This window comes from Bacillus sp. Au-Bac7, assembly GCF_021341655.1.
Lineage (GTDB): Bacteria > Bacillota > Bacilli > Bacillales > Cytobacillaceae > Niallia.
In genome coordinates this window covers 50136-66714 of record NZ_JAJTTG010000003.1, presented here as the reverse complement: position 1 = coordinate 66714, position 16579 = coordinate 50136, and the positions used below count along the sequence as shown (strand labels likewise).

Annotated in this window: 17 protein-coding genes; 13 read left to right on the top strand and 4 right to left on the bottom strand. The window is 42.0% G+C overall.

The annotated features are described in order from the left end of the window. The first annotated feature begins 4 nt into the window (after positions 1 to 4). The 4 genes from hydA to LXM54_RS13415 all read left to right on the top strand — a co-directional run bounded on the left by hydA (position 5) and on the right by LXM54_RS13415 (position 4496). Positions 5 to 1423, top strand: coding sequence for a dihydropyrimidinase (hydA, locus tag LXM54_RS13430; RefSeq protein WP_233315724.1), 1419 nt, complete (start codon positions 5 to 7; stop codon positions 1421 to 1423). 88 nt (positions 1424 to 1511) lie between these two features. Then, positions 1512 to 2987, top strand: coding sequence for an NCS1 family transporter (locus LXM54_RS13425; protein ID WP_233315723.1), 1476 nt, complete (start codon positions 1512 to 1514; stop codon positions 2985 to 2987). 16 nt (positions 2988 to 3003) lie between these two features. Then, positions 3004 to 3240, top strand: a complete 237-nt coding sequence (locus LXM54_RS13420) for a hypothetical protein (protein WP_233315722.1) — start codon at positions 3004 to 3006, stop codon at positions 3238 to 3240. 23 nt (positions 3241 to 3263) lie between these two features. Continuing rightward, positions 3264 to 4496, top strand: coding sequence for a Zn-dependent hydrolase (locus LXM54_RS13415; protein WP_233315721.1), 1233 nt, complete (start codon positions 3264 to 3266; stop codon positions 4494 to 4496). A gap of 21 nt (positions 4497 to 4517) precedes the next feature. On the opposite strand, the gene LXM54_RS13410 is transcribed toward LXM54_RS13415, so the two are convergent. The 3 genes from LXM54_RS13410 to LXM54_RS13400 all read right to left on the bottom strand — a co-directional run bounded on the left by LXM54_RS13410 (position 4518) and on the right by LXM54_RS13400 (position 6555). Beyond that, entirely contained in the window at positions 4518 to 4742 is a 225-nt protein-coding gene (locus LXM54_RS13410; RefSeq protein ID WP_233315720.1) for a hypothetical protein, read from the bottom strand. Positions 4743 to 4876: 134 nt separating this feature from the next. Then, positions 4877 to 5536, bottom strand: coding sequence for a methionine ABC transporter permease (locus tag LXM54_RS13405; protein ID WP_233315719.1), 660 nt, complete (start codon positions 5534 to 5536; stop codon positions 4877 to 4879). Further along, complete coding sequence (locus LXM54_RS13400) at positions 5536 to 6555, bottom strand: methionine ABC transporter ATP-binding protein (protein ID WP_233315718.1); 1020 nt, start codon at positions 6553 to 6555, stop codon at positions 5536 to 5538. The genes LXM54_RS13405 and LXM54_RS13400 overlap by 1 nt, the downstream gene beginning before the upstream one ends. Positions 6556 to 6926: 371 nt before the next feature. Between LXM54_RS13400 and LXM54_RS13395 the strand changes: the two genes are divergently transcribed. The 7 genes from LXM54_RS13395 (at position 6927) to LXM54_RS13365 (ending at position 13881) form a co-directional block, all read left to right on the top strand. Further along, the gene (locus LXM54_RS13395) at positions 6927 to 8456 is read left to right on the top strand and encodes a glycosyltransferase family 2 protein (protein WP_233315717.1); all 1530 of its coding nucleotides are present in this window, start codon (positions 6927 to 6929) and stop codon (positions 8454 to 8456) included. A gap of 355 nt (positions 8457 to 8811) precedes the next feature. Then, positions 8812 to 9642 carry a transporter substrate-binding domain-containing protein gene (locus LXM54_RS13390; RefSeq protein WP_233315716.1) on the top strand — a complete coding sequence of 277 codons (831 nt, stop codon included), beginning with the start codon at positions 8812 to 8814 and terminating at the stop codon, positions 9640 to 9642. Positions 9643 to 9754: 112 nt separating this feature from the next. Next, positions 9755 to 10417 (top strand): amino acid ABC transporter permease, encoded by a 663-nt coding sequence (locus LXM54_RS13385; RefSeq protein ID WP_233315715.1) that lies wholly within the window; start codon positions 9755 to 9757, stop codon positions 10415 to 10417. After that, positions 10404 to 11126 carry an amino acid ABC transporter ATP-binding protein gene (locus LXM54_RS13380; RefSeq protein WP_233315714.1) on the top strand — a complete coding sequence of 241 codons (723 nt, stop codon included), beginning with the start codon at positions 10404 to 10406 and terminating at the stop codon, positions 11124 to 11126. Before LXM54_RS13385 ends, LXM54_RS13380 begins: the two co-directional genes overlap by 14 nt. A gap of 14 nt (positions 11127 to 11140) precedes the next feature. Next, a complete protein-coding gene (locus LXM54_RS13375) occupies positions 11141 to 11986 on the top strand; it encodes a PfkB family carbohydrate kinase (protein ID WP_233315713.1) in 846 nt (281 codons plus the stop codon). A 22-nt stretch (positions 11987 to 12008) separates the two neighbouring features. After that, positions 12009 to 12845 (top strand): sugar phosphate isomerase/epimerase family protein, encoded by an 837-nt coding sequence (locus tag LXM54_RS13370; protein WP_233315712.1) that lies wholly within the window; start codon positions 12009 to 12011, stop codon positions 12843 to 12845. Positions 12846 to 12912: 67 nt separating this feature from the next. After that, a complete protein-coding gene (locus tag LXM54_RS13365) occupies positions 12913 to 13881 on the top strand; it encodes an SIS domain-containing protein (RefSeq protein ID WP_233315711.1) in 969 nt (322 codons plus the stop codon). Positions 13882 to 13922: 41 nt separating this feature from the next. On the opposite strand, the gene LXM54_RS13360 is transcribed toward LXM54_RS13365, so the two are convergent. After that, positions 13923 to 14657 carry a GntR family transcriptional regulator gene (locus LXM54_RS13360; protein ID WP_233315710.1) on the bottom strand — a complete coding sequence of 245 codons (735 nt, stop codon included), beginning with the start codon at positions 14655 to 14657 and terminating at the stop codon, positions 13923 to 13925. A 244-nt stretch (positions 14658 to 14901) separates the two neighbouring features. On the opposite strand from LXM54_RS13360, the gene LXM54_RS13355 reads away from it, so the two are divergent. Together LXM54_RS13355 and LXM54_RS13350 are read left to right on the top strand one after the other, a co-directional pair. Continuing rightward, positions 14902 to 15633 carry a ZIP family metal transporter gene (locus LXM54_RS13355; protein WP_233315709.1) on the top strand — a complete coding sequence of 244 codons (732 nt, stop codon included), beginning with the start codon at positions 14902 to 14904 and terminating at the stop codon, positions 15631 to 15633. 85 nt (positions 15634 to 15718) lie between these two features. Further along, positions 15719 to 16570, top strand: a complete 852-nt coding sequence (locus tag LXM54_RS13350) for an NAD(P)-dependent oxidoreductase (protein WP_233315708.1) — start codon at positions 15719 to 15721, stop codon at positions 16568 to 16570. The last annotated feature ends 9 nt before the right edge of the window (positions 16571 to 16579 follow it).

Below are 16579 nucleotides of genomic sequence, written 5' to 3'. Positions count from 1 at the left end.
ATTGATGAGAAAAATCATTAAAAATGGAATAATCGTGACAGCAGCAGATACGTATCAGGCAGATCTATGTATAGAAAATGGCATAATCGCCCAAATTGGCAGTCAATTGGATGAAACCGGGGCAGAGATTATTGATGCAGCTGGCTCGTATATTTTTCCAGGGGGAATTGACCCGCATACCCATTTAGATATGCCATTCGGAGGCACTGTCACAAAGGATGATTTTGAAACAGGAACAATGGCGGCAGCCTTCGGCGGAACAACAACAGTTATCGACTTTTGTCTAACTACAAAAGGTAAGCCTTTAAAGGCTGCAGTAGAAGCATGGCATGCAAAAGCAAAGGAAAAAGCGGTCATAGACTATGGCTTTCATCTTCAAATTGTGGAAGCAAATGAAGCTGCCTTGAACGAGCTGCCTGCGATGATTAATGAGGAAGGAATTACTTCCTTAAAGGTGTTCATGGCATATAAAAACCAGTTTCAAGCAGATGACGAGACTCTTTTTCGAACATTGCTTGCAGCCAAGGAATTGGGCGCATTAGTGATGGTTCATGCTGAAAACGGCGATGTAATCGACTATTTAGTGAAAAAAGCATTGCAAGAAGGCAATACAGCGCCTATTTATCATGCCTTAACAAGGCCGCCGGAAGCAGAGGGAGAAGCGACAGGCAGGGCAGCAGCATTAACAGGGCTGGCAAAATCACAGCTGTATGTTGTGCATGTAAGCTGTGCCGAGGCGGCAGAAAAAATCGCAGCCGCAAGAAATAGCGGAATTGATATTTGGGGAGAAACATGTCCCCAGTATTTAGTGCTCGATCAATCCTATTTAGAGAAGCCTGATTTTGAAGGTGCGAAATATGTTTGGTCACCGCCGCTTCGAGAAAAGCATAATCAGGAAATTCTGTGGAATGCTTTAAAAACAGGCCAGCTCCAGACTCTCGGCTCTGACCAATGCTCTTTTGACTTTAAAGGACAGAAGGATTTAGGCAAAGATGATTTCTCTAAAATCCCGAATGGCGGTCCAATTATTGAGGACCGTGTCAGTATTTTATACTCAGAGGGTGTTGTTGGTGGACGGATATCTCTTAACCAGTTTGTGGATATCATGTCAACAAAAGCAGCAAAGCTGTTTGGTCTTTATCCGCAAAAGGGGACAATCGCCGTCGGTTCTGACGCAGATTTAGTCATTTTTGATCCTGATGTAAAGCGGGTTATCTCTGCAGAAACACATCATATGGCTGTCGACTATAATCCTTTTGAAGGTATGGAAGTAACAGGTGAGCCTGTGTCTGTTTTGTCCAGAGGAGAGTTTGTCATTAAAAATAAACTGTTTACAGGTCAAGCTGGGGCAGGGCAATTCATTAAACGGGCAAAATATGGAGAAGCAAAGAAAATCTCCGCAGGCAGCACGATTACGATTTAAAAGACAGAATAGGCTGATATAAAATCAGCCTGCTTTGTGATTTAAATATTTTCAATATTCAAATAAGTTTAGGCGGGTGAAGATAGGTATGGAAAAGAAAAGCAATTATTTACGATCACCTGATTTATTGCCGATTGCTTCAAGTGAACGGAATATTGGTCCGTTTGGATTTGCCGTCATCTGGGTCGGTATGGCCATCGTGCTGGCAGCTTTTGCAATTGGAGGAGGCGCAATTATACACCTGCCCCTTGGCCTGGTGATATTGGCAACACTTCTTGGGTCTGTGGCAATTGGAGTATTAATGACCATCATCGGTGATATTGGAGTTGAGCATGGCCTTTCCTTTCCTGTCTATATGCGGGCGCCGTTTGGAACAATCGGAACTCATATTCCATCGATTGTCCGCGGCATCACTGCCGCATGCTGGTTTGGGATTAACACCTATTTTGGCTCGACAGCAATCAATGCCATTTTGAATCTATTATTTGGTTTTGATAATTGGTTTATTTGTTTCTTGCTGTTTGCAGCATTCCAGCTGATTAATACTTCTCTTGGCATCAAGTCAATCGAACGCTTTGCCGATTTGGCTGCCCCTATTATTATCTTAATTTCCTGCTGGATGTATATTGCTTTGTCTGACAAAGCGGTAGAGCAGGGAAAGAATATCTGGACATGGGTGGAAAGTCCAGTCACAGGGGGAGCAGCATTTACTGCCTTTATGGTTGTCGTTATGAGCAATATGGGTTTTTGGGCTACCCTTGCAGCCGATATGCCAACACTTTCCCGCTATTTCCGGGCACCGAAAAAGGAACGAAATTGGTTTAAAAGAAACAAAACACAGCTGTTGGGCAGCATTATCATCATGCCAATTGTGAATACCTTTATGATCATTATTGGTGCTGTTTCCTATATGGCTGTAGCTAACTCCGATCCTGTTGTCGCCCTTCAGGAAACGGCAAGCGGAATTACATTAGGTGTTCTAATGCTTATGATTGTGCTTGCACAGTGGTCAACTAATACATCGGCCAATGTTATACCGGCTGCGACCATCTTTTCTAATGTGGGCGGACCGAAAATGCCCTTCTGGGTGGGAGTTGTCCTTGCTGGCATCATCGGCATGCTCGCCCAGCCTTGGAGTTTGTTTACTGTTCTTAACAGTGCTCTGCTTGTAATTGGCGGGATTCTTACTAGCATTGTCGGCATCTTGTTCGCCGATTATTATTTGCTTCGTAAAAGGAGAGTGAATGTGCAGGACTTATATGAAAAAGACGGCCAGTTCCGCTATTTGAAAGGTTTTAATCTGGCAGGCTTCATTTCCTGGATTGTAGGTGGAGTCATCGCCAACATGCTGTCTGCTTATTCCTCTATTGTCGGCTTTGTGGTTGGTGCTGGGCTTTATTATATTTTAGCAAAATATTGGTGGTTCAAAAAATATCCGCAGGCAGAAATGGTTGATCCAGATGACAGCCAGTATTTAGGAATAACGGCAGGCCGCGATTGGGCAGTAGAGGGAGCAGACATAGAGGCAGAAGTTATTACAGATGCTGCTGCTGAAAGAGTGTAAAAGGAGGGTTCGATTTATGTCAGATTATGAGCAGTTCCTGCAAGAGAGAGAGCAGATGGATATCCTCTTGGAAAAAGGGTATAAAATCGCCAAAGTAACAGAGAACTTAGATGGAGCGTTTGTAGATTTTGCAAAACGAGATGCTAAGGAAGAAGAGGCAGAGATGGAAACAGTGCATCTATCAACAGCGAATGCTCGGAAATATTTTGCTGTAAAGCTGATAGAGCAGCAAGCAGTAAACTTTGCTAAATAAGTTAAAGAAGTGGAGGAGTTAGCATGGAAGGGCAAAAGCTGTTGATTAATGGCAAGAGATTGCAAGATTCATTAGAGAGATTTGCAGACTTTGGCAGAACAAAGAACAATGGAGTAACAAGGCTGTCTCTATCAGAGGAGGACCGGCAAGCAAGGGATTATTTTTACGATTGTTGTGAAGAGCTTGGCATGGCAGTGACAGTTGATGATCTAGGCAATATGTATGCGACTCTTCCCGGCCAAGAGGCTAAGCCGCCGATAGCAATCGGCTCCCATCTCGATACGGTTAAAAAAGGCGGACGTTTTGACGGTGTCCTCGGTGTTGCCGCAGGCCTTGAGGTTGTGCGCACACTTGTTGAAAACAATGTAAAACCTGCTGTTCCGATAACGGTCATCAACTTTACTAACGAAGAGGGAGCAAGGTTTGAACCATCAATGATGGCATCAGGCATTCTATCCGGCAAATTTGAGAAAGATACCATGCTGAAAAAAACAGATACAGCTGGTATTACCTTTCAGGAGGCATTAAACAAAATCGAGTATGCAGGGCTAAAAGAGTCCCGTTTAAAGGAAGCAGCGGCATTTTTAGAATTGCATATTGAACAAGGACCAGTGCTTGAGCGTGAGAACTTGTCGATTGGCATTGTGGAGTGTGTTGTCGGGATGGTCTGTTATGAAATAGAAGTGACAGGTGAGTCGGACCATGCGGGAACAACACCAATGGATATGAGAAAAGATGCCTTATTTGCAAGTCATAATATTATCGCAGAGATACGAACAAGGCTCGGAGCTTTAGCAGATGACCTTGTATACACAATTGGAAGAATGAATATCTCCCCAAATATACACACCGTCATCCCGAATAAAGTTGTCTTCACTTTAGAAGCCAGACATAAGGAACCAGCTGTCATTCGTGAAGTGGAGAATATTATTGGGAGTCTTACAGAGGTCTCTGCTTTAGAAGGCTGTGCAATGAAGGCAGAGAAGCAGTGGGACCGGACGACTGTCTGGTTTGATGAAGCTATTCTAGCTGTGATGGAAAACGCCGTTAAACAGCTTGGATATTCGTATCGAAAAATGGCAAGCGGCGCAGGTCATGATGCCCAATTTATCGCCAGCTACATTCCGACAGCAATGCTGTTTGTGCCGAGCATTAATGGAAAAAGCCATTGCGAAGCAGAGCTGACATTATGGGAGGATTGTGAAAGAGGAGTTAACCTGCTGTTGGAGACAGTGCTGGAATTGTTGAAGAAATAGGGTAGTACTCACAAGGAAGAATCATGCATTGGTTCTTCTTTTTCTTATCCATTTAGCAAGTATTTCACTAGTGAAAAAGATGACTAATCCCGAATTCAGCAGAAATAGGGAATTGACTAGCGGCCCTTTTCCATAGGTTTCGTAAAAGCCGTTAATAAGTAAAAAAATTCCCCAATAAATAAAAGCAGAATAGCTTGCTATATTTATACTTACCCTGTCGAAATTTTTATCTTCTTTAAAAAACATCAGACCAACTCCTTTTATCTTATTTTACCATTTAGAATTGTGGCTTCTATTAAATGAATGCACGTAAATATGGAAATTTTCGTAACAACCAAAAAAACTGACCTATTGAAGCGGTCAGTTTTTTTGTGTTTTTTTTATCTTCTCCGAACTTTACGGGCTAAAAAGGTTCCTAGAGATTGAATCACTTGGACAAGAATAATAAGGACGATCACTGTTATTACCATAACGAATGTGTCAAAACGCTGATAGCCATATGTTAACGCAAGGCTGCCGACACCGCCGCCGCCGACTGTTCCGGCCATTGCAGTCGCACCAAGCAAGCCGATTGCTGCCGTTGTAATCGAGAGGATGAGCGAACCGAAGGCCTCTGGCAGCAGAAAATACCAGATAACTTGAAAGGGAGTTGCTCCCATTGATTCAGCAGCTTCTAAAATACCAGGGTTCACTTCTAAGATGGAATTCTCAACAAGTCTGGCTATGTATGGTGCAATATAAATAATCAGCGGCACAATCGCTGCTTCTGTCCCAATCGTCGTTTGGACGACAAATCTGGTAAAGGGAATGATGGCAATCAGCAGGATAATAAATGGCAGGGAGCGGATAATATTTATGATCGGATTCAGGATATTATACAAGAGCCTGTTTTCCAAGACCCCGCCTTTTCTTGTTACAACAAGCAGGATACCGAGCGGTCCTCCAATCAAGGTACCTATTAAAAGCGACCATCCTACCATATATAAAGTTTCGACGATTGCCTGCATAAATAAATCTGTCGTTATAAATGTATCAAACATTATTCAGCCACCTCCTTCACTTGTATTCCTTGTTCTTTTAAATAAGAAAGTGCTGTTATAATCTGTTCGTCTTCGCCACTCAGTGTGACAGTCATTGTGCTGATCAAATGCTCCTGAATTTCGACCGTGTTGGCAAACAATATTCTCGGACTTACTCCAAAGCGAGTAACTAATTCATAAAGAAATGGCTGTGCCATTTCACTTCCGAGAAACTCTAGCTTAACTAATCTGCTGCCAGGCTCGTTTTTGTATTTGCCTTTCATGCTTGCAGGAAGATCATGCTGAACAATCGTGCTCACAAAGCTTTTGGTAGTGTGATGAGCAGGATTGGAGAATACGTCAAGAACAGTGCCTTGTTCAATAATCTCTCCTTGTTCCATAACGGCAACCTTATTGCAGATTTCCTGAATGACAGCCATTTCATGGGTAATAATCATAACCGTAATATTATATTCTTCATTAATTCGCTTTAACAGCCGGAGGATTGACCTTGTCGTTTGCGGGTCTAAAGCGGATGTTGCCTCATCGCATAACAGGACAGAAGGATTGGTGGCAAGTGCTCTTGCAATGCCGACACGCTGTTTCTGTCCGCCCGATAATTCATTAGGATAAGCTTTCTCCTTGTCTGCCAGGCCGACAAACTCAAGAAGCTCCATAACCCGCTTGCGGATCTCTCCCTTTTTTCTTTTTTGCAGAATAAGAGGTATTGCTATATTGTCAAACACACTCTTTGATTCTAATAAGTTAAAATGCTGAAAAACCATGCCAATTTGCTTCTTTGCTGTCCGCAGCTGTTTACTGTTAAGGTCTAGCAGAGATTGACCGCCAACGATTACCTCTCCTTTAGTCGGCCGCTCCAGCAGATTAACAAGGCGGATGAGCGTGCTTTTGCCAGCACCGCTAAAGCCGATGACACCAAAGATATCTCCTGTTTCCACCTTAAGATTTATATTTTTTAATGCCTGCACTTCGTTGTCTTTTTGTATAAATGTTTTATAAACGTTTTTTAACTCAATCATGGGCAATCCTTTCATTAAAACTTACTATAATCTTTGCTGCATTAATAATAATGAAATACTGGCGGGAATACAATATTTAATAATCATAATAGTAAAAACCAGCTGTTCTTTATAAAGAAATAATTTATTTGCCTTTACAAAGGTTATGATAAGGATTTCACGAATGGTTCACTTAATTTTTTGTCGGTTTATTTATAAAATAAATTGACGCTGCAATAGAGAGATGTTAATATGTTCTTAGTTAAGAACAACTGAAAGAAAAATATAGAACAGTTTCTTTTTCCTATTTTTTTGGTTGAAACGTTCTTTTTAAAGAACAAGCAAACGATACGTTTTCTATAAAACAAAAAAGAGAGAGTTGGTGAATTCATATGTCATTATTAGTACAAAGAGAACAAGGTAGAATGTCGATTTTTAGTATGCCAGGTGTAAAAAAAACATATATGAGGCCGCGGATCATTGCGTTGATTCCTGCTCATAATGAGGAAAATTCGATTCGAGATTGCCTTGCTGGCTTAAGAGATCAAACATTGCCAAAAGGTGTAGACCTTGATGTTTATGTTATTGCTGATAATTGTTCTGATCGCACAGAGGAGAGAGCCATTGCAGCAGGTGAGGAATTCAATCTGAACTTAAAGGTCATCGTGACAGACGGAAACAAGCTCCGTAAAGTTGGTGCGTTGAATTCTGGTTGGAAGCTGTTATACGGCGATTTGCTAGATATTTACGATAAAGAGCTGACAGACTCGCAAATCATCTATAAACAAAGCATTAAAGGCGTGCTTGGAATGGATGCAGACAGCAGGCTTGCTCCTAATTGCTTAAAGCATTTATGGGAAGGCCTGATGAGCGCACGAAATATTGGCGGCGTTATGGCCAAGTATACGATGCGCATGCCTAAGAAGAAAAGCTTGCTGAGCAAGGACGATGTTTTCTATGAAGAAAAGATTGCAAACGGAGAATATGGCGGACCGATGGCAAGATGGTGGACACATCAGCAGAAGCAGGATATGGCGAGCTGGCTCCTTGATCTTCAATACCATGGCGGAAGCACTTATGTTCTTGGCGGTCAGGCAACATTGTTCAGACCTGAAGCTTTGCAGGAGGTTGTGAATGATAATAAACTTGATGGACCGTGGCAAAATGACAGTGATGTAGAGGATATGCTGCTTACTTGGCAGCTGCAGAAATCCGGCTGGAAAACGTTAATCAGCCCTGAAGGACGCTGCTTTGTTGATGCGATGCGTTCTTATCATACCTTCCGGGAGCAGCGGAATAAATGGAATTCAGGAACGGTGGACTTGCTGACAAATAAAGATTTGAGTGTGAAGACAAGACATAAGGGGAAAATTTGGCGAAATCAGGTTAAGCTCTTTTCCGACTTGCTTATTCGTGTGATGTTTATCGTCTTGCTAGCGCTCGCCCTTGCAACAGACCAGTATTATTGGTCATGGATATGGCTGACACCTATTGCCCTTGCATCTGTGTTAAATATAATTCTTGCGATAAAAACACCGATGTATCGACCGATAGATGTGGTGATGGCAGGGTTATTGATAAGTCCCGAAATGTATTTATGGGTTAACTTAATGACATTTGGCCAAGTATGGCTCGGTAAGCTTTCCGCCAACAAGAAGGACGGCTGGGCAAACCAATATGCAGCAGAATCAGGGAAAACAAAAAGTAAACTGGCACAAGGTATTTTATTAAGTATACTTGGCGTAGCGTTAATTGCTTACTTATGCTACGATAAACGCGATTTCTTAACGAGCGCTTCTGTGCAAGCAAATGTTGAACCGTACTTGATGGGAGGCTGGGTTGTGCTGACTTATTTGACAGTCATTAAATCTGCAATGATGGTTTATCAAATTTGGACACTGCGCGGCAGACATACAGCCTGATGAAAGTTTAATATTTTAGTAGAGATAGAGTATAATGCTCTATCTTTTTTTTGTTTTGGGAGGAAAGTACGATTAATTTTTAGTTTAGTAGAAATTTTCAGAATAATATTGACAGGTGTTAGCGTGGGTATTATTATAACGTTATATAACGTTATATAACAAATAGATGAAAAACAACTGTTGGAGAATACAGGATTACTCGTTTTAATTGTAAGGAGCTTTATATGTATCAGTTGAAATATTAGCTGATAAGCAAGGACAGTAAAATAGCCGTAAATTTTTCTAAAGAGTTATTTGAATATTTAGTCTTATTACCGAGTTAGATAAAACTATTATTTAAATGGGGGAGAAATGAATGAAGAAAAGGCTCTTTAAAGCAATGACAACATTAATGATGGCAGGAACAACTATTTTGGCTTTAGCAGCATGTGGATCTTCATCGGCTACTAGTTCAAGCGGCGCTGTCGACAGTCTGGAAGACCTGCAGAAAAAAGGAAAGATTGTCGTAGGCACAATGGCTGCAACCCCGCCATATGAATACCATCTTGTCGAGAATGGAGAGGACAAAATTGTCGGGTCGGACATTAAACTACTTGATGAGGTAGCAAAAGATTTAGGGGTCGAGTACGAGATTAAGGATATGGACTTTGACGGGCTGCTTGTCGCACTGCAAAGCGGAAAGATTGACATGATTATTTCGGCGATGAGCCCGACAGAGGAAAGAGAAAAGAATGCTGACTTTACAGATGTTTACTATAAAGGGCGCAATGTGATGATGGTCAGGAAGGGAGATTTGGACAAGTACAAGTCTGAAGAGGATTTTGCAGATAAGAAGATAGGAGCAATTAAAACTTCCGTTCAGCAAGCTATTTTAGAAAGTGAACTGCCAGATGCAACCCTAAAGCTTCTTGGGAAATCTACTGAACTGTCGCTTGATTTAGCTAACAAGAAAGTCGATGCGGTGCTTGTTGACATTCCGACAGCAACGCTCCTTGCTAAAGCAAACAGCAGCATTGTCGCAAGTCAAGTTTACTATGAAGATCCTTCTGCTGGTGCAGCCATTGCCATGCCGAATGGCACAAATGAGGAAATTATGAAAGCTATCAATGGAACAATTGAAAGAATTAAGCCAGATTATGAGAAATGGCTGAAAGATGCCATGGATGGTGTAGAGCTCGAAGACTGATTGTTTAGTAGTTATAGCTAATAAGCATGGCTGGCAGCTTCCCCTTATTGGGCTGTGAGCTGCCTTCTCTAAATATTGTATGTGAGACAGTTTTGGGATAAGGGGTGACACAATGAACTTTTCATTTTTCGGGGATTACTATCAGTTCTTTTTAACTGGGGCATACATCACTATTATCCTGGCTGTCATTGCCGTGATATTGGGAAGCATCTTTGGAGTTGGTCTGACACTGCTAAGGCGGTCAAGATTTACTGTTTTAAGGTGGATTGGCGATATATATGTCGAGTTTATCAGGGGTACACCGCTGCTTGCACAAATTTACATCATTTACATAGGGGTGCCGCTGTTGTTCGTCGGCTATGACATTCCTGATCTGGCAGTAGGCGCCATTGCTTTATCACTTAATGCAGCAGCATATATTTCAGAAACTATTCGCTCCGGAATTGATGCAGTAAACATTGGGCAAATGGAGGCAGCAAGAAGCCTTGGTATGAGTCAGAGACAAGCAATGTTTGACATCATTCTTCCACAAGCATTCAAGAATATTTTGCCAGCACTTGGAAATCAGTTTATCGGCAGCATTAAGGACTCGTCTATCGTGTCTATTATCGGTGTTGCAGAGCTAATGTACAAAACAACGATTGTCAGAGGAAATACGGCATTAGGATTAGAGCCAATCATCATTGCCTCTATTGGCTATTTAATCATGACTTTTACATTGTCGAGACTGTTGGCAGTGGTTGAAAGGAGACTGAAAACAAGTGATAGGCGTTAAAAACTTGCATAAAAGCTATGGGAAAAGTGAAGTGCTCAAAGGCATTGATGTAACCATCCAAAAGGGGGAGGTTGTCGTCATTATCGGTCCTTCCGGTTCTGGAAAAAGCACGTTACTGCGCTGTTTAAATCTTCTTGAAATACCGACAAGCGGTCATATTTATGTGAATGAGCAGGACATCACATCGAAGGATACCAATATTGATAAAGTCAGGGAGAAGATGGGGATGGTCTTTCAGCAATTCAATCTTTTCCCTCATAAAACCGTTTGTCAAAACATCTGCCATGCACCTGTCCGTGTAAAGGGATTGAAGACAGGAGCGGCAAAGGACTTGGCAATCGGACTGTTAAAAAAAGTTGGACTTTTGGAGAAAATGGATGTTTACCCATCCTCTCTTTCAGGCGGGCAGCAGCAACGGATTGCCATTGCCCGGGCTTTGGCGATGCAGCCGGAAGTGATGCTGTTTGATGAGCCGACATCAGCACTTGATCCAGAGATGGTCGGAGAGGTTCTTGCCGTCATGAAGGATCTTGCAAAGGAAGGAATGACAATGGTTGTTGTAACACATGAAATGGGCTTTGCCAAAGAGGTCGGAGACAGGATTTTATTTATCGATCAAGGAAAAATCCTTGAGGAAAATAACCCGCAAGATTTCTTTGCGAAGCCTGAGCATCCAAGAACCATCGATTTTCTATCAAAAGTTCTTTAAATGAGGTGGGATTTATGCTGAAAGTAATCGGAATAGGCGATAATGTCGTCGATAAATATGAACATACTCAAACGATGTATCCCGGGGGCAACGCGCTCAACTTTGCCGTATATGCACAGCGGTTTGGCGCAGCAGCAGCCTTCTTAGGAGCTTTTGGAACAGATAAAGAAGCAGACCATGTTCAAGCAAGCATTAAGGAAATTGGATTAGATGTTTCCCGAAGCAAAGTGTATGAAGGGGAAAATGGCTGTGCCAGAGTAACGCTAGTGGATGGAGACAGGGTGTTTATTGGCAGCAATCGCTGCGGCGTTCTCCGGGAATACGGCTTGAACCTGACAGACGAAGATTATCGTTATATAAGCACATTTGATTTAGTGCATACAGGGCTTTACGGTTTCGCAGAAAAGGAATTATCGAAAATAAAAGCACTGGGAGTGCCAATCGGCTTTGATTTTTCGTCTGATTTCACCAAAGAACAGGTCAATCAGATTGCACCCCAAATAGATTTTGCCTATTATTCCTGCAGTCATATGAAATTAGACCATATTTTAAACTTAATGACCAAAACAATCGATTTAGGATGCGAGCTTGTATTATGCACACTGGGTGAAAAGGGAGCTTTGCTTTTTGATGGAGCAAGATTTTATATGCAGGAGCCAAAGCTTGTAAAAGCTGTCGATACGATGGGGGCAGGAGATTCATTTATCACCTCCTTCATTATCCATTATTTAAATGGAAAAGGGCAAGAAGGCAGGGATGCTGCGATTAAGAAAAGCTTGCAGACAGCCGCTGATTTCGCTTCAAACCAATGCTTAGTAGACGGCTCCTTCGGATACGGCAAGGTATATGAAACGGTATAACTATACAAGGAGGGTATAAAGGATGTCTTTTATAAGAAGAGACCAAGTAGCAGGTATGAATATTCATTATATGCGTTACTCGCTCGACTCCTTTTTGGATGCACAAGTTGCAGCAGGAATCCAATCTATCGAATTCTGGACGGGAGTTCCCCATTATTATTTAGATCCGACGGTCTATTCTGACTGCAAGGTTCTTAAGAAAAAGCTAGTAGAAAGAGGCTTGCAGCTCGTCTGTTTCACTCCGGAAAACTGTATGTACCAATACCAGTTCGCGGCAACAAAGCCGGAAATCTTTGAAAAAAGCTTTGAATATTTCTCTAATGGCATTAAAGCAGCTGCTGAGCTGGGCTGTGAAATCATGCAGTGCAATTCAGGCTGGGGCTATCTTGATGAAGATCGAGAGGAAGCGTGGAAGCGATCCAGTGAAATGCTGTCCAGACTCACCGCAACGGCTGAAAGGGAAGGTGTCACTTTGGCGCTCGAAAGCTTGCGGCCAGAAGAATCCAATCTTGTTATTACGGTGAATGATGCGAAAAGAATGTTTGATGAAATTAATCATCCACATATGAAGATTCTGGTAGACACAACTGCAATGGGTGTTGCAGGGGAAACATTGCAAGACTGGTTCGATGTCTTTGGGGCGAACATCATCCATACTCATTTTGTTGACGGCAATCCTTATGGCCATTTGATTTGGGGAGATGGTCATCATAACCTCGGCGAATTTCTGGCCACGCTGAAGCAATACGGCTATACAGGCTATTTAGGCCAAGAAATTACTGACTCCAGATATTTCACAAATCCTGGTGAACATGACAAGCGCAATATGAAGGCATTTGAACCTTATTTCAGCAATTGAAAAATGGGAATTCGGCAGCATTGCTGCCTGTCACAATATATATCAAAACTTTAGGAGGAATGAAAAAATGGAATTGAATAGAATTATCTCAGCTATTAAGGAACAACAACCCGAAATTAAAAGTGTATTCTTCGTTGGGTGCGGTGCATCCAAAGCGGAGCTGTATCCGGCCAAATACTTTTTAGAAGGAAATGCAAGACAGCTTAGAACAAGTCTTTATACTGCGAATGAATTTAACTTTGCTACACCTGTTTCAGTTGATGACACAAGCATTGTTATTACATGCTCACTAGGAGGAGCTACTCCGGAAACAGTCGAAGCAACTTCTCTTGCTAAGGAAAGAGGAGCACATGTCATTGCCGTTACACATGTGGAAGATTCAGCTATTACATCAGATGCTGAATATGTTGTGTACCATGGCTTTCATGAGAGCTATGCAGCTAAAATGGAGAAAATGACAAAAGTATTAGGTTTGGCAACAGAAATATTGAATCAATTTGAAGGATATGAGCATTACGAAAAAATGCTCGATGGCTTTGATAAAATTTATGGCTTGATAAACAATGCAGTAGCTTCTGTTGTTCCACAAGCTAGAAATTTTGCTGATGCGTATAAGGATGATGAAGTCATCTATGTAATGAGCAGCGGTGCCACACATGAGGTAGCTTATTCCTTCTCGATTTGCTTGCTGATGGAAATGCAATGGATTAATTCAGGCACATTCCATGACGGAGAGTTCTTCCACGGCCCATTCGAAGTGGTGGATAAAGACGTGCCATTCCTTTTGCTGATGAATGACGGCAGAACAAGAAGCATGGATGCGAGAGCATTAGAATTCCTCCAGCGCTTTGATGCAAAAACAACGGTTGTGGATGCGAAAGACTTTGGCCTTGGCTCCGCGATTTCAAGCGAAGTAGTCGACTACTTTAATCCAATGTTGATTTCTGGAGTCATCCGAGTTTATGCAGAGCAGCTGGCAATCGTCCGCAATCATCCTCTTACAAAAAGAAGATATATGTGGAAATTGGAATATTAATAGGAGGAAACAAACTAAGGCTGGCATCAAGAGATGCCAGCCTATTGTTGGTCAAAGGGGCTTGAAATCGTAAAGCTGACATGATTTGTGTGATAGTAAAGAATAGACATATAAATAGCCACCTGTTCATCATTATACGCAATCTTCTCTAGTTCATATAAAGCATCACTTATACCGCAGCTTAAAGCCTCAGCTTCTTCAAAACTCGCAAAGACTACATTCAGAATCTTATTGTTACGGGCAGGAGCAACATCATATTTATCCCTTAAAATGCCGTGCATGGAAACATCCTCTGAAATATGCTGATCCAAATCAGGAAACAGATCGAGAGAATAAGTCGAAATTTCATAAGACAGAGGCTCCTTATCACGGTACAGAATTCTTCTCAGCTCCAGCACATTACAGCCGATTGGAATATTCAGCTTCTCAGAAATATCTTTTGAAGCCTCTTTAATCGTATAAGAAAGCAGCTTGTAATGCGGTGTATTTCCCGATGACACCATATATTCTGAATAGCCATTCACAGAAACAAGCTCTCTCTTCAGCTTTGGCCGCTTCACAAAAGTCCCCTTGCCTTGCTGCCTTACAAGCAGACCTTCCTCAACCAAATCCAGCACTGCTTTACGGACAGTAATTCTGCTGACATTATAAGCCTCACAAAGCTCCGTTTCTGTCGGCAGCTTTTCACCTTGCAAATATACCCCGCGATTAATGTTCTCCGTTATGGCCTGCTTCAACTGTAAATAGAGCGGGATAGAACTGTCGCTGTTTAGCATCGAGTTGTCCTCCTTTCATAAGTTATTTTAAAAATATTATAGCAGATTCGAGGGAGGGGCAGTGTGGTTAGTGTTTGCTGAGAGAATATAGAAGCTTTTTCCTAATTAATGATGTTAAGATAACCACAAATTTACTATATGGAGAAAATTTCCATTGTTGTAGTTCTGCCAAACCAACCACTGGTTTTAATAGAACAAAAAAAGAGAAAGATATAAAAAGACATAAGAATAAGGAGGGTTACGCATGTGGTCTGCAGCGATGTGGGGCGGTATTTCTGGCTCGGCTGTTTTATTAGGTGCTTTAGCTGCACTATTACTGCCGATTAAAAAGAGGATAATAGGCTTTATAATGGCATTCGGTACAGGAGTGTTAATTGGTGCTTCTACATATGAGCTCCTTGGTGATGCGGTGGAAAGCGGAGGTTTGCTGCCGACAGGTATAGGATTTTTGGCTGGGGCAGTTGTCTTTTTTGTATTGGATTTGCTTGTATCGCGAAATGGTGCGAAGGACAGGAAAAGGTCTTCTGGTGACAAAGAGGGCAATCAATCAGGGCTGGCGATTTTTATTGGGACAGTTATGGATGCGATTCCTGAGTCGATTATGATTGGGGCCAGTTTAATAGGACAAAACAGTGTGAGTGCTTTGCTTGTGATCGCCATCTTTATCAGCAATATTCCAGAAGGACTTTCTAGTACAACTGGGCTGCTGAAAAGCAACTATTCTAAAAAGAAGATTCTCGTACTGTGGATCAGTGTGCTAGTAATCTCAACAGCGAGCTCCTTCTGCGGCTATGTTTTCCTTGATCATGCTTCAGAAGAATTAATGGCTGGAATAGGTGCGTTTGCCGGCGGGGGAATTATTGCCATGGTAGGCTCGACGATGATGCCAGAAGCATATGAAGAAGGTGGATCTGTTACAGGATTAATTACTGCCTTAGGGCTGCTGACTTCTCTCATTCTTGACTATTTTTCATGATTATCGCTTATCGCAACCCAGTCACTGCTAATGGATATTATGGTAAAATATAAGAAAAATAATCCACAAGGATGGTGCTTTAATAATGCAGTTAGGATGGATCGGTTTAGGAAATATGGGTGTGCCAATCTCCTTAAATCTGTTGAAGGCAGGTTACAGTGTGACAGTTTTTAACAGAACAGCATCAAAGGCAAGTGAGCTGATTGAAGCTGGAGCAATACAAGCGCAATCCCTTGAAGAGCTTGTGCAAAGCAGTGATGTTATTTTCACGATGGTTTCTGATGATGAAGCAGTTAAGGATTTATATTTTTCAAAAGGACTGCTGGATTCAGCAAAGAAGGGACAGGTTTTCATTGATATGAGCACGGTCGCACCATCTACGTCGCAGCAGGTCTATGCAGCGGCGAAGGAGAAGGGAATCGGCTTTGTAGATGCTCCTGTGTCTGGAAGTGTTGCTCCTGCAAAGGAAGGCAAATTGCTTGTGCTTGCAGGTGGCGAAGAGGAAACTTTTAACTCGGTGAAGGAATTGTTTGAGCCGATGTGCAAAATGTCCATTTACTTAGGAGAAAGCGGATCTGGCAGCAATGCGAAGCTTGCAATCAACCTGCTTCTTAGCATTACTGTGCAAGGAATTGCTGAATCTGTACTGTTTGCCGAAAAACAAGGAATTCAAATAGAAGACATGCTCACAATCATTAATGAGAGTGCAGTAGGAACGGCGATTTCTAAAATGAAAACACCAGCCATTCTAAAGGATGAGTATCCGGCTGCCTTTGCATTGAAGCATATGGCAAAGGATTTGCGTCTTGCTAAGGAAACAGGAGAATTAAATGCGATTGGAAATTCTGCCTATCATACATACAAGGATGCCCTTGATGGCGAGCTTGGAGAGATGGATGTTATGGCAGTGATTAAAGAGCTCCGCAGTAAAAAGTAAGAGAAATAT